19 protein-coding genes are annotated in these 20,492 nt (G+C 52.6%); 7 read left to right on the top strand and 12 right to left on the bottom strand.

Annotated elements, in window-relative coordinates; all coding sequences use genetic code 11:
- Nucleotide 1: 1 nt before the first annotated feature.
- From MKO97_RS08735 to MKO97_RS08720, 4 genes are all read right to left on the bottom strand, one after another.
- Nucleotides 2–523: a hypothetical protein gene (locus MKO97_RS08735; protein WP_241102832.1), complete on the bottom strand. Its 522-nt coding sequence runs from the start codon at nt 521–523 to the stop codon at nt 2–4.
- A gap of 85 nt (nt 524–608) precedes the next feature.
- Nucleotides 609–1,514 carry a patatin family protein gene (locus tag MKO97_RS08730; RefSeq protein ID WP_241102831.1) on the bottom strand — a complete coding sequence of 302 codons (906 nt, stop codon included), beginning with the start codon at nt 1,512–1,514 and terminating at the stop codon, nt 609–611.
- Nucleotides 1,511–3,586: a M1 family metallopeptidase gene (locus tag MKO97_RS08725; RefSeq protein ID WP_241102830.1), complete on the bottom strand. Its 2,076-nt coding sequence runs from the start codon at nt 3,584–3,586 to the stop codon at nt 1,511–1,513. The genes MKO97_RS08730 and MKO97_RS08725 overlap by 4 nt, the downstream gene beginning before the upstream one ends.
- A gap of 58 nt (nt 3,587–3,644) precedes the next feature.
- Entirely contained in the window at nt 3,645–5,201 is a 1,557-nt protein-coding gene (locus MKO97_RS08720; RefSeq protein WP_241102829.1) for a PKD domain-containing protein, read from the bottom strand.
- Nucleotides 5,202–5,227: 26 nt separating this feature from the next.
- On the opposite strand from MKO97_RS08720, the gene MKO97_RS08715 reads away from it, so the two are divergent.
- Nucleotides 5,228–5,695, top strand: coding sequence for a DUF2417 domain-containing protein (locus MKO97_RS08715; protein WP_241102828.1), 468 nt, complete (start codon nt 5,228–5,230; stop codon nt 5,693–5,695).
- A gap of 5 nt (nt 5,696–5,700) precedes the next feature.
- Entirely contained in the window at nt 5,701–6,957 is a 1,257-nt protein-coding gene (locus MKO97_RS08710) for an MFS transporter (RefSeq protein WP_241102827.1), read from the top strand.
- On the opposite strand, the gene MKO97_RS08705 is transcribed toward MKO97_RS08710, so the two are convergent.
- A complete protein-coding gene (locus MKO97_RS08705) occupies nt 6,958–10,419 on the bottom strand; it encodes a methylmalonyl-CoA mutase family protein (protein ID WP_241102826.1) in 3,462 nt (1,153 codons plus the stop codon). It lies immediately after the preceding gene.
- A 155-nt stretch (nt 10,420–10,574) separates the two neighbouring features.
- On the opposite strand from MKO97_RS08705, the gene purU reads away from it, so the two are divergent.
- Nucleotides 10,575–11,417: a formyltetrahydrofolate deformylase gene (gene purU, locus MKO97_RS08700; RefSeq protein ID WP_241102825.1), complete on the top strand. Its 843-nt coding sequence runs from the start codon at nt 10,575–10,577 to the stop codon at nt 11,415–11,417.
- A 377-nt stretch (nt 11,418–11,794) separates the two neighbouring features.
- Here purU and MKO97_RS08695 read toward each other — a convergent pair whose 3' ends face one another.
- From MKO97_RS08695 to MKO97_RS08675, 5 genes are all read right to left on the bottom strand, one after another.
- A complete protein-coding gene (locus tag MKO97_RS08695; RefSeq protein WP_241102824.1) occupies nt 11,795–12,712 on the bottom strand; it encodes an IS3 family transposase in 918 nt (305 codons plus the stop codon).
- Nucleotides 12,709–13,260 carry a transposase gene (locus MKO97_RS08690; RefSeq protein ID WP_241102823.1) on the bottom strand — a complete coding sequence of 184 codons (552 nt, stop codon included), beginning with the start codon at nt 13,258–13,260 and terminating at the stop codon, nt 12,709–12,711. The genes MKO97_RS08695 and MKO97_RS08690 overlap by 4 nt, the downstream gene beginning before the upstream one ends.
- Nucleotides 13,261–13,799: 539 nt before the next feature.
- Nucleotides 13,800–14,318, bottom strand: coding sequence for a (4Fe-4S)-binding protein (locus MKO97_RS08685; protein WP_241102822.1), 519 nt, complete (start codon nt 14,316–14,318; stop codon nt 13,800–13,802).
- An 11-nt stretch (nt 14,319–14,329) separates the two neighbouring features.
- On the bottom strand, nt 14,330–14,608 hold the full coding sequence (locus MKO97_RS08680) for a GNAT family N-acetyltransferase (protein WP_241102821.1): 279 nt from the start codon (nt 14,606–14,608) through the stop codon (nt 14,330–14,332).
- Between the two features lie 4 nt (nt 14,609–14,612).
- Nucleotides 14,613–15,017: an OsmC family protein gene (locus MKO97_RS08675; protein WP_241102820.1), complete on the bottom strand. Its 405-nt coding sequence runs from the start codon at nt 15,015–15,017 to the stop codon at nt 14,613–14,615.
- Between the two features lie 139 nt (nt 15,018–15,156).
- Between MKO97_RS08675 and MKO97_RS08670 the strand changes: the two genes are divergently transcribed.
- On the top strand, nt 15,157–15,876 hold the full coding sequence (locus tag MKO97_RS08670) for a DUF4197 domain-containing protein (RefSeq protein ID WP_241102819.1): 720 nt from the start codon (nt 15,157–15,159) through the stop codon (nt 15,874–15,876).
- A 491-nt stretch (nt 15,877–16,367) separates the two neighbouring features.
- Here MKO97_RS08670 and MKO97_RS08665 read toward each other — a convergent pair whose 3' ends face one another.
- Nucleotides 16,368–17,165 (bottom strand): helical backbone metal receptor, encoded by a 798-nt coding sequence (locus MKO97_RS08665; protein ID WP_241102818.1) that lies wholly within the window; start codon nt 17,163–17,165, stop codon nt 16,368–16,370.
- A 67-nt stretch (nt 17,166–17,232) separates the two neighbouring features.
- Between MKO97_RS08665 and rlmH the strand changes: the two genes are divergently transcribed.
- Nucleotides 17,233–17,706, top strand: a complete 474-nt coding sequence (gene rlmH / locus MKO97_RS08660; RefSeq protein ID WP_241102817.1) for a 23S rRNA (pseudouridine(1915)-N(3))-methyltransferase RlmH — start codon at nt 17,233–17,235, stop codon at nt 17,704–17,706.
- Here the strand turns inward: rlmH and folP are convergent.
- Nucleotides 17,694–18,530, bottom strand: coding sequence for a dihydropteroate synthase (gene folP, locus MKO97_RS08655; RefSeq protein ID WP_241102816.1), 837 nt, complete (start codon nt 18,528–18,530; stop codon nt 17,694–17,696). The genes rlmH and folP overlap by 13 nt on opposite strands.
- Nucleotides 18,531–18,613: 83 nt before the next feature.
- On the opposite strand from folP, the gene MKO97_RS08650 reads away from it, so the two are divergent.
- The gene (locus MKO97_RS08650; RefSeq protein WP_241102815.1) at nt 18,614–19,162 is read left to right on the top strand and encodes a DUF1599 domain-containing protein; all 549 of its coding nucleotides are present in this window, start codon (nt 18,614–18,616) and stop codon (nt 19,160–19,162) included.
- 252 nt (nt 19,163–19,414) lie between these two features.
- The gene (locus tag MKO97_RS08645; RefSeq protein ID WP_241102814.1) at nt 19,415–20,488 is read left to right on the top strand and encodes a MauE/DoxX family redox-associated membrane protein; all 1,074 of its coding nucleotides are present in this window, start codon (nt 19,415–19,417) and stop codon (nt 20,486–20,488) included.
- Nucleotides 20,489–20,492 lie beyond the last annotated feature (4 nt).

Below are 20,492 nucleotides of genomic sequence, written 5' to 3'. Positions count from 1 at the left end.
TTCATAGCATCTCCGATACTTCGTTCTTGATAAACGAAAGGGCAGAAAAGCTGGCAGATTCCTTTCCGAAACCTTCCAAAATGACCGCTTCGCGAAGGGCGTCCGCATCCTTGACATCCTCCGATAACGCTGTTTTACGCAACTGTTGGATGATGGCACTTTTCGCCGTATTGATCACCGCCCAGCATTCATCCGAGATGTAGATCTGCTGCGTCAGGTTGTGCTCGAACTCCTGTTCGATATGGGCAATCACATAGGTGACATACTCGTGCTTGTCCGTCGAAATCGGCGTCACCCGCAACAGCAACTTCGCAGGGTCGGTACGCTCGATGAACAGCGTCATCCGTTCGTAGGCCTGCAAACGTAGGGGCAGCGTGATTTTCCGTCCTTCGCGCATCAGCGAAAACCGGCGCTTTTTGTCTTCATTCGCCAGGAACGTACGGAAGAAATGAAAAGCCACGGCACCTGTAACGGCAGCCGGAAGCACATAGAACATCAGTTCGAGAAGTTTATCGGTATTCATCGTCGTTTTTCAGAGGTACAAAAATACGTCTTTTTAGCCGAAAAAGGGTACGGGTTTCCCGTACAGATTGCGGGAAATGATGTCGTCACATTTTCCCGATTTCACTGGCGATCTCGCTCTTACTGCGGGCATATTCGTAGCCGAGTTTCCACCACTCCCTCATCTTTTCCTTGTCGAACACTAACGCATTGGTCGTCAGCGCCACGGGCGTGTAGTAAAAATCGAGTTTGACACCTTTGGCATTGGCCGCCAGTTTGCCGATGGCGATGTCGTGTTTTTCGACCTGGTCGAGCAGCGTACCGAAAAGGTTGACCATCAGCGAAAAGGGGTTCTTCCCTACTGCCTTCGGCTCAGCCAACGTTTCCGTTTCCAATACGACGACGTCGATTTCGGTTGCGCCCCGTTCGATGGCCTCACGGATGGGTACCAGGCTTGAGAAACCGCCGTCGCCGTACTCACACCCGTTGACCGTTGCCAGGCTCATGAAGGGAATGTAATTACAGGAAATCCAGATCCAGTCGCAGAAAGCGTCGTAGTCGTAATCGCGGATGCATTTGTATTCGACTTCATTCCGTGCCAGGTTCGTGACCGTCACCACGATATTCTGTCGCGAGGCTTTCAGTGTTTCGAATTCCTGCCGGGTGAAATTCCGCCGGATGTACTTGCGGAGTTTCCGGCTTTCGCCGAAGGTACGCTTGCCGCGAAGGAACTGCCATATGACATTGAAGTGGTTGATCGACACGGTCTGCATTCCGTTTCGCGTCCGGACGAGAAACGGGTTCACATTGAAGATGTTCTTCATGTTAACATTGGTGTATATGTCCCGTATTTTATCCACTTTCCCCAACGCAAGATGCGGGATGAGCAGGCTACCGGTCGAGGTGCCGAGCATAAGGTCGTATTCGTGTTTCTTCTCCTCCATTAAATACTGGGCAACGCCGCCCGCAAAGGCGCCTTTGCTGCCGCCACCGGAAATGACGAGTGCTTTCATTTGGATTCCTTGAGTAGGTTTTCGACCGCCGTCCGTTCCGCGTCAGGCAACTTCGCCAGCAATTCACTGAAAAACGTACGATAGCGTTCTTTTTTGATCAGGTTTCGGATGCGGTCGCGGCTGAATTTCACGAACTGCCATTTGTGGTGAACCGTCGCCCTTGCCAACGCCTCTAACGCATTGGTGTCGTTTGGGTCGAGGAACAACAGGTTCGTAAGCGCATTCTCCCGGACGTCGCTCTCGTAAGCAGGCGACGCATACCGCAACAACTCGTCGTAATACGCGGCATTACCGGCCGGATCATAGTCCTTGGCCTTTAACGCCAGCGTCAGCCAGAGAATGCGAAGGTTCTTATCGCTGAATCCTTCAATCCCTCGGGTTTTGTCGAGCAGTTCCTTCCGCTTCTCAGGAAACTGCGAACACAGGGCGTTCAAAACGATTTCTTTGGTGATGTAGGACGGATCGTCGAGCAGGGCCGCATACATCGCATACGCCTCCGCCGGAATTTTACCCATCGTCCGCGCTACCGCCTGCCGGATGTGTACGTCGTTCGTGGCGAGGGCTGTTTCCAGAAGCGCCTTCTTTTCGTCGAATGCCAACTGCGTCAGTTGGAAGACCACTTCTTCTTTAATAGGCCAATAATCGTCGCCCGCAAGCAGCGTGGCAAAACGCTCCTTTTTGGCTTCAAACGGTTGCTCCTCTAATCCCGACACCTCAAAATAGCGTTGCATGAAGGAGTTCTTCCGCAATAGCCGCAACGCTTCTTCCATATCGAAATCGGGATTGTCCAACCACTTTCGTCGGAAGGCGGCGCTATCGAATGCAGGAGCTACGCGTTCGACTTCTGCCAGGAATTGTTCGGTGGTGACGTTCCGGAATTGGTACTTTCGAAGGTAGGCCTCCACCGCTTTCCGAAAGAGGGCCTCACCGATGGTTTCGCGAAGGGCATGCAGCGCCCAGCCTCCTTTTTGGTAATAAATCAGGGAACTGGCACCAGCACCCACCACGGGCTTTTGTTCTTTGCTGCGCTCGATCTGCACGGCATTTTCGTATAACCGCAATTGGAAGTAATCGTCTCCAAATACCTCCCGTTCGGCCAATAACGCATAATAGGTGGCAAAACCTTCCTGCAGCCAATGGTGATCATCGGACGCTGCCGTCACGAGGTCACCGAACCATTGATGGGCGAGTTCGTGGGCGTTGACGTTGGTATAGTCGCGGTCGTTCCAGCCGATACTGTCGACCACATAATTGCGGGCGAACAGCGTGGAGGTAGTGTTTTCCATCCCGCCATATAAAAAATCCTGTACGGGCAATTGACGGTAGATGTTCCAGGGATAGGGTACGCCGATCTCGTGTTCGAAAAAATCGAAGATGCGACGCGAATAGCGGTAGGTCGCTTCGAACTTGGCGGAATCGGCCGGCTCGAGGTAAAACTCCATCGGCACGCCCGAATTAGACGTATCGCGGAAGCACGTAAACCGTCCGATGGCCACCATCAGCAAATAGGACGACATGGGCTGTTGCATCGCAAACGATACGCGCCGACCGCTTTTCGATCCCACCTGCTGGCCGTTTGAGACGCCAATTTGGCCCTCCGGCACTTCAAATGACAGCGAAAAAACCATCTTATCGTTGGTATCATCAAGCGATGGGAACCAGTTGCTGGTGAACTTCCCCTGCCCTTGCGACCAAATCTGCGCGCCTTCTCCTTGTCCGGTGAAATAGAGCGCCTGACGGGGTGAAGCGGTGTAGGTAAACGCGAGTTGGTTGCCTTTTTTCTTCCGTTTCTTAGGAAGGACGATTTTCAATTGTTTGTCGGTAAGGACGAAGGCCGCCTTTTTCCCATTCAATCGCACAGAATCGACCTGCATCTTCCGGGCATCGAGGTATACAGTATCCACACGGCGCAGGAGGTCGAAGGTATAGCGCGCCGTCCCACTGACTTTTTTCTCGGCATGTACGAAGGTCAAACGCCCGTTAGCGGTCCGGAAATCAACCGATTTCGACTGTTGGGCCTGGCTGCCGTACGAAAAAACAAGAAATAGGATGGGTAACAGCGATCGTAGCATCCTCAAATATAAGAAATCACGACGTGCGCCGAAAGCCGTATCGGAAGGTTTGCAGCGGTTACTGCTTCACCAGTTTCACCACCTCGCTTCCGGCTGCTGAGCGCAGTACGACGAGGTAGAGTCCGGGTGCCAAACGCGATACATCCGTGCCGGATGCCACCTTTTTACCCGCCACATCGTAGATTGCAATCTTGAGATCGTCAGGTGCACCGGTTACGGTAAATTGGTAAGTGGCCGGATTCGGACTCAGCGTCCACTTTGACCCGTTTACCTCATCCACACCTAATTGTGGGGTGTAGCAATCCGACATGCTGACACAGCCATTTGTCGTGAGTTGGACGGAATAGCTGCCACTTCCGGGAACGGTCAGGGTATTCGAATTCGCATCCGGAATCATCTCTCCGTCGCAGATGAACCATTGGTAGGTCGTGCCGGGAATGGAACGCACGGCGGTAAGGACGTTTCCTTCCACCAAAACTTCATTCGTGTAGACGTTTTCGGGATCGGTAACCACGACCGGCAGGGTCAGCGTATCCGTCAGGTCAGGATCGCAAAACGTGTTGGTAATGGTAAGCGTGACATCATACGTGCCCGGACAATCGAAGGTGAATTCCGGTGTTTGGGCTGCACTCGTGGTGCCGTCGGGGAACTGCCAACTGTATTGGTCGTAGTTGACGGAGGCGTTGATGAACGACACGACGGCCGACTGCGTGGTCGCGTCAATCGTAGGCGTGATCGGGAAATAACCGAACAAGGCCACGGGGTCGAGGCACTGCGGATTGTCGATGTAGGTGATGTCGGTCGGAATCCAGACGTCGTTTACCAGATCGCCCGTGACTTCCAGCACGGGGATGCCTTTGCTCGGGTCAAACCATTTGTAGGTCACGGTCGTGCGCGACACCGGCGTGACACCCTGTGTAGTGGTGATGGTGTAATCGGTTACGAGTGTCGTCTTCATCTTCAGCACGTTCGTAAACGTGGCATAGGGCGTCACCAGGCTGCCCCATCCTTCTACCACATTGGTGCGGGTGGAGGCGGATGCATATTGCAATGGCACACCAAAACTGTTCAAGTCGAGCGTAAATGCAGCGGTGTGTGTAAAGGTGGTGTTGTAGGTAATAGGGAAGTCGTAAATCTCATCCGCGTCGGAATAATCGACGGTCAGCGGCACGGTCAGGTCGTTTACGGTAATGTTGGCGCCCAGCATTTTGGCCTGGAGCGACGAACTTGTCACTTTATAATGGGCGGTGAGGTCGGTGAGTCCGTAACCCTGCAGTTCGAGTCCGTCCGAAACCGGTGAGGCCAGATTAAACGCGTTGGAAAACTGGCTGTTGCAGTTAAAAAAGTACCCGTTCAGGAAGCACCAGGTCGTTTTGAAGCCCGTCGTGGCCGGATCGACATAGGAAATGGTTTCCTGCGTGGTGGCCTGGAGGGATGAGAAGTCCCAACTATAGTTGGCTCCCGTCAGCGTGAAGTCGTATAATGCCAGTCCGTTGGTAGCATGCGACACGAGAAACGTATCCCCTACACTTGCAAAATCGGTTGACGGATAGGTAACCTGCGCCTTAACGGAAGCGAAAGCCAACAAAAGAAACAATCGTATTGTATTTTTCATTTCATTCGGTATTAGGTGGAAAACAGATGGCTGTCTATCAGCGCTCTAAAAATGGCAACAAGGCATCGGTTGATGCATGGGTCAAATATAGGAAATGCGTACATTTGGAAAAAATCGAGTTTTGCGACATGGCGACGCCTTTACACCCCAACTTTGCGAAAGCCTCCCGTCTCATTTTCCTTACCCTGCTATTTGGCGTCTATAACCTTTTCTTTGGGATACCGAGCCATGGCATGACACGCACGGGGTTTGTCATCACCGGACTCATCATGCTATCCCTCATTGCTGCCTGTGCAATCGGAATCCGTAAGGGGATTGTGTGGGTGAAGTATGTGTATATCGCGGTTGCAGCGCTCGGCATCATCGGCACTCCGGTGATTGTAAAGAACCTTTCCGCCGACCCGATACTGGGTGTGGTCAATCTTTTACAATGCCTGGTGCAACTGTGGGCCGCCGTCTTATTGCTACGCGCCAAAAATCCACAAATTCACTAATATCCATGACTGTAAAAACGGAGATTCCGGCCTTTACCGGATACCAAAAACTCGTCATTGCCCTTGTGGCCCTGCTGCAATTCACGGTGATTCTCGATTTCATGATCATTTCGCCGTTGGGCGACATCCTAATGAGTGAACTCAACATGAAGACGGCCCAATTCGGCACGGTGGTGTCGGCCTATGCCTTCAGCGCCGGTGCGTCGGGCATATTGGCAGCGGGTTTTGCCGATAAATTCGATCGGAAGAAACTGCTGCTATTTTTTTACACCGGGTTTTTGATAGGCACCCTTTGTTGCGCGCTGGCGACCGATTACTGGATGCTGCTTATCGCACGGATTGTCACGGGTTGCTTTGGCGGTGTCATCGGTTCGATCACCCTCGCCATCGTCACCGACCTGTTCCTGCCCAACCAACGTGGTCGGGTCATGGGTTTCATCACCATGGCGTTCGGCAGTAGCCAGATATTGGGTGTGCCGATGGGAATTTACCTCGCGAACCACTGGGGCTGGCATTCGGCCTTCCTGATGGTCGTGGCGCTGGGGATTGTGCTGGGGATTGTGTTGCTCGTGCGCCTGAAGCCTGTTGACGCGCATTTGAAACTGCAGTCGGAACGGAATGCCCTGGCGCATTTGTGGCACACCGTCCAGAAACGGGACTATCGCATCGGGTTTAGCACGGTGGCGTTATTATCGGTCGGCGGTTTCATGCTGCAACCCTTCGGCAGCGCCTTTATGGTGAATAATGTGGGGATTGCGCGCGAGGACCTTCCCCTGGTATTTCTGGCTGCCGGTATTTCGGTACTGGTCATCATGCCCGTGATCGGAAAGCTCAGCGACCGCTTCGATAAAATCAAGATTTTTATCGGAGGGACGGCGATTACCATCGTGATGTGCCTCATTTACACCCATCTGTCCGTGACGCCGCTTTGGCTGGTGATCACCGTCAATGTCGTTATGTTCATGGGTATCATGAGCCGGATTGTGCCTTCGCAGGCCATCAACACGGCCATTCCGGATCAGGCCGACCGCGGGGCGTATATGGCAATTACCTCGTCAATGCAGCAGGTGGCGGGTGGTTTTGCCGCCGTCGTGGCGGGATTTATCGTCTATCAGCCGGCGGAAGGAAAACCGCTGGAGCACTACCCTACCCTGGGGTATGTAGTAAGCGGCGTTTCCCTACTGACGATCGTCTTAATGATCCGGTTGAACCGTATTGCGAAGAAACGGGAGCCTGCCATCGAACCGACAGCTAAGCCGTAGTTACATATTCCTTCTATACTGCCCTCCTACTTCAAACAACGCGGATGTGATCTGTCCCAGCGAGCAGATTTTCGTGGCCTCCATCAGTTCGGCAAAGATATTGCGGTTGTTGATGGCGGCATCCTGCACGCGGCGGAGCATTTCTTCCTCACGGCCTGCGTTGCCTTTGCGCAGTTCGGCCAGCATGTCGATCTGGTAACGTTTCTCTTCTTCGGTGGCGCGGATGACCTCGGCCGGAATGACCGTAGGCGAGCCTTTTGAACTCAGGAAGGTGTTGACGCCGATGATCGGGAACTCACCGGTATGCTTGAGGGTTTCGTAATACAGACTCTCTTCCTGTATCTTCGAACGCTGGTACATGGTTTCCATCGCACCCAAGACGCCGCCTCTTTCAGTGATGCGGTCGAATTCGGCCAATACGGCTTCCTCTACCAGGTCGGTGAGTTCTTCGATGATAAAGGAGCCCTGGATCGGGTTCTCGTTCTTCGCCAGTCCTAGCTCTTTGTTGATGATGAGCTGGATGGCCATGGCGCGGCGGACAGACTCCTCGGTAGGGGTCGTGATGGCCTCGTCATAGGCATTGGTATGCAGCGAGTTACAGTTGTCGTAAATGGCATACAACGCCTGCAGGGTGGTACGGATGTCGTTGAAATCGATCTCCTGTGCGTGCAGCGAACGACCGGACGTCTGGATGTGGTATTTCAACATCTGGGCGCGTTCGTTGGCGGCGTATTTGTCGCGGAGTGCCTTCGCCCAAATACGACGGGCTACACGACCGATAACGGCGTATTCCGGATCGATGCCGTTCGAGAAGAAGAACGACAGGTTCGGACCGAAATCGTTGATGTCCATGCCGCGGCTCAGGTAGTATTCGACATAGGTGAAACCGTTGGCCAGCGTAAACGCCAACTGCGTAATCGGGTTGGCACCGGCTTCGGCGATATGGTAACCGGATATGGATACGGAATAGAAGTTCCGGATGCTCTTTTCAATAAAATACGACTGTACATCGCCCATCAAACGGAGGGCGAATTCGGTAGAGAAGATACAGGTGTTCTGCGCCTGGTCTTCCTTGAGGATATCCGCCTGGACGGTACCGCGCACCTGTTGCAGCGTACGGGTCTTGATGTCGGCATAGATGTCGGCCGGCAGCACCTGGTCACCGGTTACACCGAGCAGCATCAGGCCGAGACCGTCATTTCCTTCGGGGAGTTTGCCCTGGTAAGACGGACGTTTGGTGCCTTTTTGCTTGTAGATTTCGTCTATTTTGGCATTTACGACGTCTTCCAGTTGGTTTTCCTTGATGTATATCTCACACTGCTGGTCGATGGCGGCGTTCATGAAGAAGCCGAGCAACATCGGGGCCGGACCATTAATGGTCATCGACACGGAGGTCATCGGATCGGCGAGGTTGAAACCGGAATAGAGTTTCTTCGCATCATCGAGACAACAGATCGATACGCCGGCATTTCCGATCTTTCCGTAGATATCGGGACGCAGGTCAGGATCGTTTCCGTAAAGCGTCACCGAATCAAAAGCTGTGGAAAGGCGCTTGGCCGGCATGCCCATGCTCACGTAATGGAAGCGCTTGTTGGTGCGTTCGGGTCCGCCTTCACCGGCAAACATCCGCGACGGATCTTCGCCTTCCCGCTTGAACGGGTAGAGTCCGGACGTGAACGGAAACTCGCCCGGCACGTTTTCCTGTAACACCCAGCGCAGGATCTCACCCCATGCTTCGTATTTCGGAAGCGCCACTTTCGGGATCTGGGAGTGCGACAGCGACTCGGTGTGGGTGGCGATGCGGATTTCTTTGTTGCGGACCTTGAAGGAATAGACGGGGTCTTTGTAGCGGTTGACCTTGGTTTCCCAGCCCAGTATCACGTCCCAGTTATATGGATCGAGATCCATTTTGACTTTGTCGAACTGGTTCAGCAACAGGTTGAGGAAGATGCGGTTTTCATCGAAATTGGTGTCTTCCCTTTGGGCCGACAGCGAGGCCGTTGTAGAAAGCGAACTTTCGTCAATGCCTGCTTTCGTCAACATCGGTTTGACGCCGGAAACGGTTTCGAGTGTTTTGTAGATGCCGTATAGTTTTTGCGCGACTTCCTGTTGGGTGCGCGCCACGCGGTCGTATTTGCGGTTGTTCTCGGCAATCTCCGACAGGTAGCGGGTGCGGTTGGGTGGGATGACATAGATCTTCTCACTCATTTCGCGGGTAATCTCAAACGTCGATTTCAGGTCGGCGGAGGTCTTCTCGACGATCTTGTCCATAATGGCCTTATACAGGCTGTTCATGCCCGGATCGTTGAATTGGGAGGCGATCGTACCGAAGACCGGCATGGTATCGGGATTGGCGTCCCACAGGTTGTGGTTGCGCTGGTATTGCTTCTTGACGTCGCGGATGGCGTCGAGGGCCCCGCGTTTGTCGAATTTGTTGATGGCTACCAGGTCGGCGAAGTCGAGCATGTCGATCTTCTCGAGTTGGGTGGCGGCCCCGAATTCGGGTGTCATCACATAAAGTGACACATCGGAATGGTCGAGTATTTCAGTATCGGACTGCCCAATTCCGGAGGTTTCGAGGATGATCAGGTCGTATTGGGCGGCTTTGAGTACTTCAATCGCTTCGGCCACATATTTCGACAGGGCCAGGTTCGATTGGCGGGTGGCGAGGGAACGCATGAAGACGCGCGGGTTGTTGATGGCGTTCATCCGGATGCGGTCGCCCAAGAGCGCGCCGCCGGTTTTCCGTTTGGACGGATCGACTGAGACGAGTCCGATCGTCTTCTCAGGGAAATCAATCAGGAAGCGGCGTACGAGTTCGTCTACCAATGACGACTTACCTGCCCCACCCGTTCCGGTAATACCCAGCACCGGTGTCGAAACGCCTTTGTTCCTCTCGTGGATGGCGTCCATGGCGGGTTTGGCCACCTCGGGGAAATTCTCGGCTGAGGAAATGAGCCGTGCGATGGCCGTTGGGTTTTTCTCCTGCAGGTGGTCGACTTCTCCGTTCAGTTTGTCACCGACGGCAAAATCGGCCCGTTTGACGAGGTCGTTGATCATACCCTGGAGGCCCATGGCGCGTCCGTCGTCGGGGGAATAGATGCGTTCGATGCCGTATTCGTGCAGCTCGGCGATTTCAGAGGGAAGGATGACGCCTCCGCCTCCGCCGAATATCTTGATATGCCCAGCCCCTTTTTCTTTGAGGAGGTCGTACATGTATTTGAAGTACTCGTTGTGTCCGCCCTGGTACGACGTCATCGCGATTGCGTTGGCATCTTCCTGGATGGCGGTGTTGACCACTTCTTCCACGCTGCGGTCATGCCCGAGGTGGATGACTTCCACTCCGGTTGACTGGATAATCCGGCGCATGATGTTGATTGCAGCGTCGTGTCCGTCGAATAGCGACGCGGCGGTTACGATACGGACTTTGTGTACGGGAGTATAGGGCTGGGCTTGTTCCATTTTAGAGGGCGCATTTTTCGCATGCGCAATTTACAGATTTTTCAAAAAATCTCCCCTCTTTCGGCACATTATGTAAAAATACCGAACCCACTGTGGGTTTTGGCGTAAAAACGATAGATTTGGGAGGAAAGCACCCACGTATACGCCTGATTCCCATGCAAAAAACGACCCTCCTCATCCATTGCCGCGACCAACAGGGCATCATTGCCGCGGTTACCGCGTTTGTAGCCGGACACAACGGCAACATTGTGTATCTCGACCAACACGTCGATGCGCCGGCGGATGTGTTCTTTATGCGGCTCGAATTCGAGTCGGCCGATGCGAGGCTTTCGCGGGAGGCGTTCCGGACGGCGGTAGCGGAGCGTTTCGGGATGTCGTGGGAATGGTATGATGCGGGTGAACGGCCGCGGATGGCGCTGTTTGTGTCGAAATACGACCATTGCCTCTACGATTTGTTGGGGCGCCACAGTTCGGGGGAATTGCCTGCCGACCTCGCGCTGATCGTGAGCAACCACACCGCCCTGCAACCGGTGGCGGTGCGCTTCGGGATTCCGTTTCGGCATGTGCCGTTTACGAAAGACATCCGTGAGGAGGGCGAAGTGGCGCATTTCGCACTGATGGAGGCCTTCGGTATCGACTTCATCGTCCTGGCGCGGTATATGCAGATCATCACGCCGGGGTTGATCGCGCGTTTCCGTAACCGCATCATCAACATCCACCATTCGTTCCTGCCGGCGTTTCCGGGGGCGAAACCGTATCACTCGGCCTTTCGTCGTGGGGTGAAAATCATCGGGGCGACCAGCCACTACGTGACGGCGGAACTCGACGAGGGCCCGATCATCGAACAGGACATTACCCGCGTGACGCACAGCCATTCCATCGAGGATTTCATCTCAAAAGGACGCGACCTCGAACGAATTGTGTTGGCCCGTGCCGTCAAACTGCATGCGGAGCGGCGGACGATTGTGTATGACAATAGAACGGTGGTGTTTTCGTGAGGTGTTGGGTTTTGGGTTGGAAGGGGTTCACGCGAGAAAAAACAACCAGGGAGTCGAGTTTTGAGTGTTGAGTTTTGAGTTGGATCGGTTCACGTGAGAAAAAACTCTGTGGACTGTAAACTGTCAACCGTAAACTGTCAACTTTCGACTGTGAACTATCAACCCTGAACTCTCGGTACGGCATCGTTGGTAAGACCGGTTGATTGTACGAAACGTACTGCTCCGCTGAAGCCAATCTGTCACATTCACATGCATTATCCATGCTTTATCTATGCTTTATCTATGCAGTATCCATGCAGTATCCCTGTATAGTGTCGCGTCCTAAAATAGCTATACAGATTGGTAAATAAATCCTGTTTTAGTTATACAAATGTAATTCATAATCCTAGGTCAGCTATACATTGAGATTTACTCTTGTTTTGTGTGTGATAGTTTTTCCATCGCTTTGTGAGCGGTTTTAAATTAAGGTGAGCCTCTTCCGGGGTTAAGTAGTTACAGCTCGCATGGGGACGTAGTTCATTGTAGGCCTTGATACTTTTCGCTATTTGATTCCCGGTTTGTTCAAAACCTAAAGAGCTGGTGTGCAGATTGAACTCTGTTTTGATGATGCCGTTTACCCTTTCTGCAATTGCATTCTCGTAAGGGTCGCCATTTTCTGTCATACTGATCCTGATGTTGTTTTGTTGTAGTAGGCTGACGTATAGAGCTGAGCAATATTGAGATCCCCTGTCAGAGTGATGCGTGATGGTAGCGTTGTAGGCACGATTGTCCAGTGCCATTTGCAGCGCTTGAACACAACCTTCAGCCTGCAGGTCACTACGAAAACTGTATCCCATGATTTTTCTTGAATAAGCATCGGTAATCAGACTCAGGTAGCCCCACTGGTTAGACATACGGATGTAAGTAATATCGCTTACCCAAACCTGCTCGGGCCTGTTTATCACTATATCTTTTATCAGGTTGCCATATTTACGCATCCAGTGGCGTGAATCGGTGGTGATGGCTTTTCGCCTGCGTTGGCGCACCAATAAACGATGTCGCTGTAAGAGATCGAAAAGGGCATCGCGGCCAATGCGAATTTGGTGTGATACCAACACCGGACCTAACAGATGAAGGAGTTTTCGGGTGCCCACACGAGGCAATGACTTGCGAAGCCTCTGCACTTCCTGAAGGATGATATCTTCCTCTATAAGCCCCGTTTCCCTGCGCCAGAGCGTATCATAATACGCGTGTCGGGTTTTGCCAAACAGCCCACATAACATTCCTATTCCGCAACGCGGATAGTCTTGTTTCATTTTGAGGACTGCCTGGCACCAGGCTTTTTTCTGATATCAATTTTAAGCTGTTCTTCGGCAACATCGATAAGGGTGTTCAATGCCTTGATCTTCATCTCAGCTTCCTGCAGCGCCTTGCGGAGCGATTCGACTTCTGCAGCATCCTTCAGGGCGGGCTTCTTGGACATGACCGATGGGATTACAGTACAAATATCCACTTTTTCTTCCCTGTATTTCAAAAGCCAGGCACGAATCAACTTCGCGTCTTTTATACCATAAGCGCTACACGCTTCACTGATACTCATTCTACCCTGTTCTACAGCGCTGACAATGGTGCGCTTTTGCAATTTTGTATAGCTCCGGCGCTTTATCTTCTCGTGATAGTGACTCGAACCATATTTGCGCATCCAAATGCACAAAGTACTTTTTCCAAGGCCATAAATCCGGTTGGCCTCCTTGCGAGGCAAACCCGCCTCAACCTCACTTACAATCTTTGCAATTAATCGAGGATCAAAATGACTTTGTTTTCCCTCGTGCTGGCAATTAGCCAATTTTCCTTCTTGTTCCATACACTGAAAATTTGTGTATAGTTATTTCAGGACAAGACATAGCGGCGTGTGCACAAGGCGAGACAAACGATACAGGCACACCACAATCATGATTTTACCGTTTTAGTCACGATTCACTATTACGATCGAACATGTCGAAAGTTATTATTGCAGATACGTTTTTGGACGAATTAAACGTGTTGGACGCCCAAATCAGGGCGTTGAACGACCAAAAGATCCGTTTGCTTCTGAGGGCGCTGGGTATAAAATTGTCCTCAAAGGAGATGGGGCATATGCTTACCTGGGAGCTGATTTGCGTAGCCGTCCCGGACCGTCAGATGGCTGTTCAATTGAACAAATTATCAGCGTATGTTCCCCATCTTCTTTTTGTGGTGGATCCAGACAAAGAGTTATTCGAGTTTTGGCGGGGGTCTAAGGGGAGACGGGTTTGGAAGGAACGGTGACGGCGCAACGATTCGAATTTGTCGTATGATTAAAGAATACTATTATAATCAACGATTCAATCCGGTGAAAAACTCCTCCGTCTTTTGGCTATCAACCTACCGCAACTTATCCAACATCTCATCCGTCAGCGGTTCCGAACTGTTGCCGTAGCCATTGACCAATACGCCTTTTAGTTGGTATTTCTCTGACGAAATGGCGTAGAGGATGCTTTCGTCGTCGGGGTCGGTGTTGGCATCGAAGCGGAAGGATTTGTCGATGTGGAATTCATCGTGGAAAATCTTGTACTCACCGTTGCGGCATTCGAGGCAATTTTGTTTGAGGTTGAAGTCTTCGGTATAACCCTGTGCGCGCAGTGCGTCGAGGGCTTCGACGAGGTTGCTGTAGTTCTCGGGGGCTTTGCGGATGTAGGACAAGGCACCTGACGGGCATTTGTCGATGGTCTGCATGATGTGTTCGGACGAATCGGCTTCGGGTTTGATCCAGGGTTGGGTTTTGGGCTGGAAGACGTTCGGGCTGTTCCGGACGCAGTTGCCGGAATGGATGCAAAGGCCGGCCTGCCACACGATGGTGATATCGCCGTTGCTGTATTCTTTCCTGATGTTGTTCTTATCCATGGCAAAGGGTTTTAGAGGACGTCTTGTATGTCGGGCGTCTTTTTGAATACACTATTAGCGAACGGGCACAGCGGGATGATGGAGATTTTCTTATCGCGGGCCATATTCACGGCGCCCATTACGAGTTGTTTCCCGACGTTCTTACCGCGCAGCACATCGCTGACTTCGGTGTGGTCGATGATGATCCGGTCGGTGCCGGCCCAGGTGTAGGTCATTTCGGCCAGGGTCTTGCCGTTTTCGGCGACAAAAAAGCGGCCTTTGGTGCCATTGTCTTCGTGTTGTATGTCCATATTTTTAGGTAGTAGTTTGAATGGTGATCTGGTTTTCCAGGATTTTCGAGACCGGGCACTTTTTCGCGATGACGATCAGGCGCTCGAGGGTGGCGGGATCTGACACGCCCGGGAATGCGAGCTGTCTTGTGATGACGGTATGCGTATCGGTGTCGTGGTACATATTCAACGTCACCCGCATTTCGGGTATGTCCCACTGTTTGCGGTCGACATACATCCGAAGCGTCGACAGCGTACAACCCGCCAGCGAGGCGAGTAAGGTCGTATACGGATCGGGCCCAAGGTCACGTCCGCCGATCTTCTCGGGTTCGTCCATGACGAGCGTGCCGTTCCGCCAGGCGACGGAAACATAATATTTCTGCAGGCCAATCGAGGCCTCCAGGTCTTTTTCAAGTAACGTGGTTGGCATAAGCGTGGAAGTAATGGGAGGCAATCCGCCGCCGTATAAAAGTAGGAAATTAAGTCGTTACCCTGACACGCCACTTTTTAACATGTCGTTACCACATCCAATCGTCGACTTTACCGAACTTTCGCCCAAACATCGAGATATGAAAAAACTACTGTATCTGCTTGTGTTGGTGCCGATGGTATCACAGGCGCAACTCAAAGGTATCCTCAACCAGGCGAAAGACAAAGTAAAAACGGCGACAGGCACCGGCGGGGTGGATATCGCAGGCGGATTGCGGGAAGCGCTGCAAAAAGGCGTGAACACCCAGGTGACGAAACTCACGGCGGTGGACGGCTTCCTGAAAAACGACAAGGTGAAGATCCTCTTTCCAGATGAACTCAAAAAAGTGGAAACCACCCTTCGCAAGGCGGGGTTAGGCAAACTGGCCGACGATGGGGTGAAGGCGCTGAACCGTGCGGCGGAAGATGCGGTGAAGGAAGCAACGCCGATTTTTGTGGATGCCATCCGGAAGATGACCATCACCGATGCGAAGAACATCCTGATGGGAAAGAACGACGCCGCGACGCAGTACCTCCGTACCAGCACCCGCGCCGCGCTGTACGCGAAGTTCAGTCCGATCGTTCAGGCCTCCCTCGGTAAAGTCGGAGCCGACCAAATCTGGGCGACCCTCATTTCGAAGTATAATACGATTCCGCTGGTAACGAAAGTAAATCCGGATATCACCGACTATGTCACGAACAAAGCGCTGGACGGTGTGTTTGTAATGATTGCGTTGGAAGAGCTGAACATCCGGCAACGACTCGACGCGCGTACCTCTCCCCTGCTGAAAAAAGTGTTTGCGATGCAGGATCCTAAGTAGGGAAACCGCTTCGGCGTGACGGTCGTACTTACATAAAAATAACGTTCCGTTAACAGACTGGCAATGAAAAATTTACGATATTTGAAAGGTAAATTATTTTACAATATTTGGTTTGGTTAGTTAGAGTTTGAAAGGCCGGGACGTGGGTTCCGGCCTTTTATTTTGTGCCTTGTGTAGGTTGTCACAAAAAAATATTCCACTAACAAAACTATTGAAGGAATTGTTTACGTTTGCGATATATATTCCGATTTTGAAAGCCAAAAAAAATATCCCTGCAAAAAGCGCTGCCGAAAAGTACCTGGCCGATAAAGCGCTTTTACGTGCTTACTTGCGGGGTGAGATTACACGCCAAACACTGAATGAGCGAGGAATTACACTTAGGCAGCCCTTGTAACGTCTTTTTTGACCCCGAGACATTTCTACTCGACGTCTAAAGGGCCGACTACGCTGTTATTACAATAGCCGCCTCTACCTTGACCGTCCCCTGTTTTTTACCCCAACCGCTCCTGTAATTGCCGGAAGTACGCAAACGCCCGCAGTGGCCGCGAGCCGTACCAGGAGAACATTTCCCCGTCGACGAAAATGGTTTTGGCATGGTGGGTGCGCCGTCCGATCTCAAAGGCATCTTCGTCTTTGAACGGATACGGTTCCGACGACAGCAGCACCAGTTCGGGGTCGCCTTCGAGCCGGATGCGGGGTACGATGACTTCGGGGTAGCGTTCGCGTTCGCCGTAGATATTCCTGAAGCGGTTCAGCGTCATCATGTTGTGGATAAAGGTCCCGCCCCCGGCTGCCATCCAGGGTTCCTTCCAGATAAAATAGGCCGCTTTACGTTCGGGCACCTCCGCCATGAACCGTTCGAAGTCGGTGGCAGCAAACCGGATCTTGTCTTCCCATTTACGCGCCTCTACCCGGCAGTTGAACAGTTCGCCAAAGGCCTGTATGAGGCGGTAGTTATCGTCGAGCGAGGCCACGTCGGACACCCACACGGGGGCAATGGCTGAGAGCGCTTTGACCATCTCTTCGGTATTCTCTTCTTTGTTGCAGACAATGAGGTCGGGTGACAGGGCGGCTACTTTTTCAATCCGGACGTTTTTGGTACCGCCCACCACCTTCTTCACCGATTTGAAGTGAAACGGGTGTACACAGAACCTGGTGATGCCGACGATGCGGTCTTCGAGTCCGAGTTCATAAAGGAGTTCGGTTTGCGAGGGTACCAGCGACACAATGCGGCGCGGAGTTGCGTCGAGGTACAGGTCACGGCCCAGCATGTCGGTATAGCGCGGCATTGGATGAAAATTCGCCGCAAGTTCATGATTTTTGCGGACATTTGCCGGGCACGCCGACGAGAAAATCATGAACATCCGCCTTATCGCCATTGGCAAGACCGACGACAAGCACCTGCTCGCCCTGATTGACGAGTATGTGAAACGGTTGTCTTTTTATGTACGCTTCGACCTCGAGATCCTTCCGGATATCAAGAACGCCAAAAACCTGTCAGAGGCCCAGCAAAAGGAAAAGGAAGGCGAGGCCATACTGGCGAAACTCCAATCATCTGACCATCTTATATTGCTCGATGAACGCGGCAAGTCGTTCTCGAGCGTGGGTTTTTCGGAGGAATTGCAAAAGCGGATGAATGCCGGTGTGCGCACACTGGTTTTCGTCATCGGCGGACCTTACGGCTTTTCGGACACGGTCTACCGCCGGGCCAACGGGATGCTGTCGTTGTCAGCGATGACGTTTTCCCACCAGATGGTGCGCCTGTTTTTCGTTGAGCAGGTTTACCGCGCCTTTACCATCCTGAAAGGCGAGCCCTATCACCACTCCTGACCGGCGCGCGTCGCGTCCACCAACCGAACCACTTCCACCGCTTCCTTGACATCGTGTACCCGCAGGATTTGGGCCCCGTTTCGGAGCGCGAGGGTATTGAGCACGGTGGTGCCATTGAGTGCTTGGTCGGCTGTACCTCCCAATGTTTTATAGATGGTCGATTTACGGGAGAGTCCGCAGAGCAGCGGCAACCCGGCCACCTGAAACTCCTCCAGGCGGCGCAGCAACTCGAAATTCTGCGCGATGGTCTTGGCGAATCCGAAGCCCGGGTCGAGTATGAGGTCGCTGATACCGAGGGTGCGGGCGGTGGCGATGCGTTCGGAGAAATAATACAGTATATCGCCTACAATATCCTCGTAATCGGTTAACGTGGCCATCGTTTGGGGTGTGCCGCGCATGTGCATCATCACATACGGAACCCGCAGGCCGGCCACGGTTTTGAGCATATCAGGATCGAGTTGCCCGGCCGACACGTCATTGACCATCGTCGCTCCGGCGGCGACGGCAGCCTGCGCTACTTCGGCCCGAAAGGTATCGATTGACAACAGGGCATCGGGGAAAGCGGCTGTGAGGGCTTCGATGACCGGCACTACGCGGTCGCATTCTTCTGACACGGAAATGTCGGTTGCTCCCGGCCGTGTGGAGTAGCCGCCGATATCGAGGAAATCCGCGCCTTCTTCGAGCATGCGCCCGGCCTGTGTCAGCATGGCATCCGTCGACTGGTGGCGGCTGCCGTCGTAGAACGAATCGGGGGTGATGTTGAGGATGCCCATAACCTGGGGGGTTGAGAGGTCGACGAGGCGTCCGCGGCAGTTGATCGTCATAACGAGTTGTTAACGGTTGACGGAGGTTTTCGTAATCCTCCGCGTTTCCCTATTTTTGGGATTCGAAAACACAAAGATACAGAATGGTTCCAACCACTGTTGCCTATGACAAGGTAATCGCCCGCTGCCGCAGCCTGTTCGTGAACAAGATGACCGACTATGGAAGCGCCTGGCGTATCCTGCGGTTGCCGTCGCTGACCGACCAGATTTTCATCAAAGCGCAACGCATCCGGAGCCTGCAGGAAAATGCGGTCCGGAAAGTCGACGAAGGCGAGGCGAGCGAGTTCATCGGTATCATCAACTATTCGGTCATGGCGCTGATCCAACTGGAACTGGGTGTGGTGGACCAACCGGACCTCGACACGGAACGGGCGTCGGCTTTGTACGATGAGAAAATCCATGTGACCAAAACGCTGATGGAGGCCAAAAACCATGATTATGGCGAGGCCTGGCGCGAGATGCGGATCAGTTCCCTCACCGACCTCATCCTGCAGAAACTGCTGCGGGTGAAGCAAATCGAAGACAACAAAGGCAAAACACTGGTATCGGAAGGTATTGATGCCAATTATCAGGATATGATCAACTATGCGGTGTTTGCGTTGATTTTGATGGGAGAAGGAGTTGATAGTTGATGGTTGATGGTTGATGGTTGATAGTTGATAGTTGATAGTTGATAGTTGATGGTTGATGGTTGGAAGCGGAGAGAGGAGAGAGAGGAAAAAGAAGTTACATAATCACATCTTCCGATCCTTCCGACTTCCGGACTTTCGGACTTTCGGACTTCCGGACTAAAGTTGATGGTTCAGAGTTGATAGTTAAGAGTTGAAGGTTGAGGATGACGTTTTGAGTGTTGAGTTAGGAGTGGGCTTAAAAGGAAATAAAGTATGAAAAAACAGGACATTGCCTGGGTATTGCGGATCATAGTCGCGTTGCTGTTTCTGGTATCGGCGGTGGCGAAGCTCTACCCCTCGCCCTATTTTGCGATATCGACGTTCGAGGTGAAGCAATTGTACCCGATGGGCTTCACCGAGGAAGTGGCGCGGTATTTTTCGCGGACGCTGATCGGGATCGAGTTTGCCCTTGGGGTATTGCTGTTGCAACGGCATTTCCTGCGGACGCTGGTGGTGCCGGCAACGTTTCTGCTGCTGCTGGTTTTTGTCGTGCACCTTACCATTCAAACCTATGTCTTCGGAAATGGCGGCAACTGTGGCTGTTTCGGCGAATTGCTGCCGATGACGCCGGTGGAAGCCATTATCAAAAATATTGTTGCTATGGGCCTGTTGGGCTGGCTGTATGCTTTGTTACCGAAAACGGGAGAACGGAGCCACAATGCCTGGGTGTTGAGTACGGGGCTGCTGGCGTTCATCCTGATGGTGTTTATGCTGGCGCCGATGCAACCCGTGAGCCAGCCGCTTGAAACGAACATTCCGATTGCGGAAGATACCCTTCCAGAGCCGACGGTGGCCGACACCACGGCGGCACCTGAAGTGACGGTCGCGAAAACCGATACGGTCGCTGTGGAAAAACCCAAAACAATAGATGCGCCTGCCTCCCAACGTTCGGGTTATGCGGCGTATTTTGCCGATGTCGACAAAGGAAAAACGACCCTGTGTTTCTTCGTGCCGGGTTGTGACCACTGCCGTGACGCGGCCAAAGAACTGACGGAGATGAAGCGCCGGAATAAAAATGCGCCGAAGATCGAAATCCTGTTTATGAATGAAGAAGCGGAGAAGATTCCGGAGTTCTTCGAGTATGCGGGTGCGACCTATCCCTACAAAATCATCGAAATCATTCCGTTTTGGAAGTTGCTGGGCGAGGGTAAAGACACGCCCGGTGTGAAATACCTCTGGAACGGCCATGAATATGTTTACTATTACGGCATTGAAGGCAACAAATTCAATGCCGCGGCCTATGAAAAACTCATCCACAAACCCTTTGCGGAACTGGCCAAGCCCTAACTCT

The sequence above is a fragment of the Flavobacterium sp. HJ-32-4 genome, from assembly GCF_022532105.1.
GTDB lineage: Bacteria > Bacteroidota > Bacteroidia > Flavobacteriales > Flavobacteriaceae > Flavobacterium.
Note: the sequence above shows the minus strand (reverse complement) of the source record. Positions and strands in the feature narration are given on the sequence as shown.

Bases quoted from the DNA above. Each gene is read 5' to 3' on its own strand.
- MKO97_RS08735 (WP_241102832.1), bottom strand. From the start codon at position 523: ATGAATACCGATAAACTTCTCGAACTGATGTTCTATGTGCTTCCGGCT.
- MKO97_RS08730 (WP_241102831.1), bottom strand. From the start codon at position 1,514: ATGAAAGCACTCGTCATTTCCGGTGGCGGCAGCAAAGGCGCCTTTGCG.
- MKO97_RS08725 (WP_241102830.1), bottom strand. From the start codon at position 3,586: ATGCTACGATCGCTGTTACCCATCCTATTTCTTGTTTTTTCGTACGGC.
- MKO97_RS08720 (WP_241102829.1), bottom strand. From the start codon at position 5,201: ATGAAAAATACAATACGATTGTTTCTTTTGTTGGCTTTCGCTTCCGTT.
- MKO97_RS08715 (WP_241102828.1), top strand. From the start codon at position 5,228: ATGGCTGTCTATCAGCGCTCTAAAAATGGCAACAAGGCATCGGTTGAT.
- MKO97_RS08710 (WP_241102827.1), top strand. From the start codon at position 5,701: ATGACTGTAAAAACGGAGATTCCGGCCTTTACCGGATACCAAAAACTC.
- MKO97_RS08705 (WP_241102826.1), bottom strand. From the start codon at position 10,419: ATGGAACAAGCCCAGCCCTATACTCCCGTACACAAAGTCCGTATCGTA.
- purU (WP_241102825.1), top strand. From the start codon at position 10,575: ATGCAAAAAACGACCCTCCTCATCCATTGCCGCGACCAACAGGGCATC.
- MKO97_RS08695 (WP_241102824.1), bottom strand. From the start codon at position 12,712: ATGAAACAAGACTATCCGCGTTGCGGAATAGGAATGTTATGTGGGCTG.
- MKO97_RS08690 (WP_241102823.1), bottom strand. From the start codon at position 13,260: ATGGAACAAGAAGGAAAATTGGCTAATTGCCAGCACGAGGGAAAACAA.
- MKO97_RS08685 (WP_241102822.1), bottom strand. From the start codon at position 14,318: ATGGATAAGAACAACATCAGGAAAGAATACAGCAACGGCGATATCACC.
- MKO97_RS08680 (WP_241102821.1), bottom strand. From the start codon at position 14,608: ATGGACATACAACACGAAGACAATGGCACCAAAGGCCGCTTTTTTGTC.
- MKO97_RS08675 (WP_241102820.1), bottom strand. From the start codon at position 15,017: ATGCCAACCACGTTACTTGAAAAAGACCTGGAGGCCTCGATTGGCCTG.
- MKO97_RS08670 (WP_241102819.1), top strand. From the start codon at position 15,157: ATGAAAAAACTACTGTATCTGCTTGTGTTGGTGCCGATGGTATCACAG.
- MKO97_RS08665 (WP_241102818.1), bottom strand. From the start codon at position 17,165: ATGCCGCGCTATACCGACATGCTGGGCCGTGACCTGTACCTCGACGCA.
- rlmH (WP_241102817.1), top strand. From the start codon at position 17,233: ATGAACATCCGCCTTATCGCCATTGGCAAGACCGACGACAAGCACCTG.
- folP (WP_241102816.1), bottom strand. From the start codon at position 18,530: ATGACGATCAACTGCCGCGGACGCCTCGTCGACCTCTCAACCCCCCAG.
- MKO97_RS08650 (WP_241102815.1), top strand. From the start codon at position 18,614: ATGGTTCCAACCACTGTTGCCTATGACAAGGTAATCGCCCGCTGCCGC.
- MKO97_RS08645 (WP_241102814.1), top strand. From the start codon at position 19,415: ATGAAAAAACAGGACATTGCCTGGGTATTGCGGATCATAGTCGCGTTG.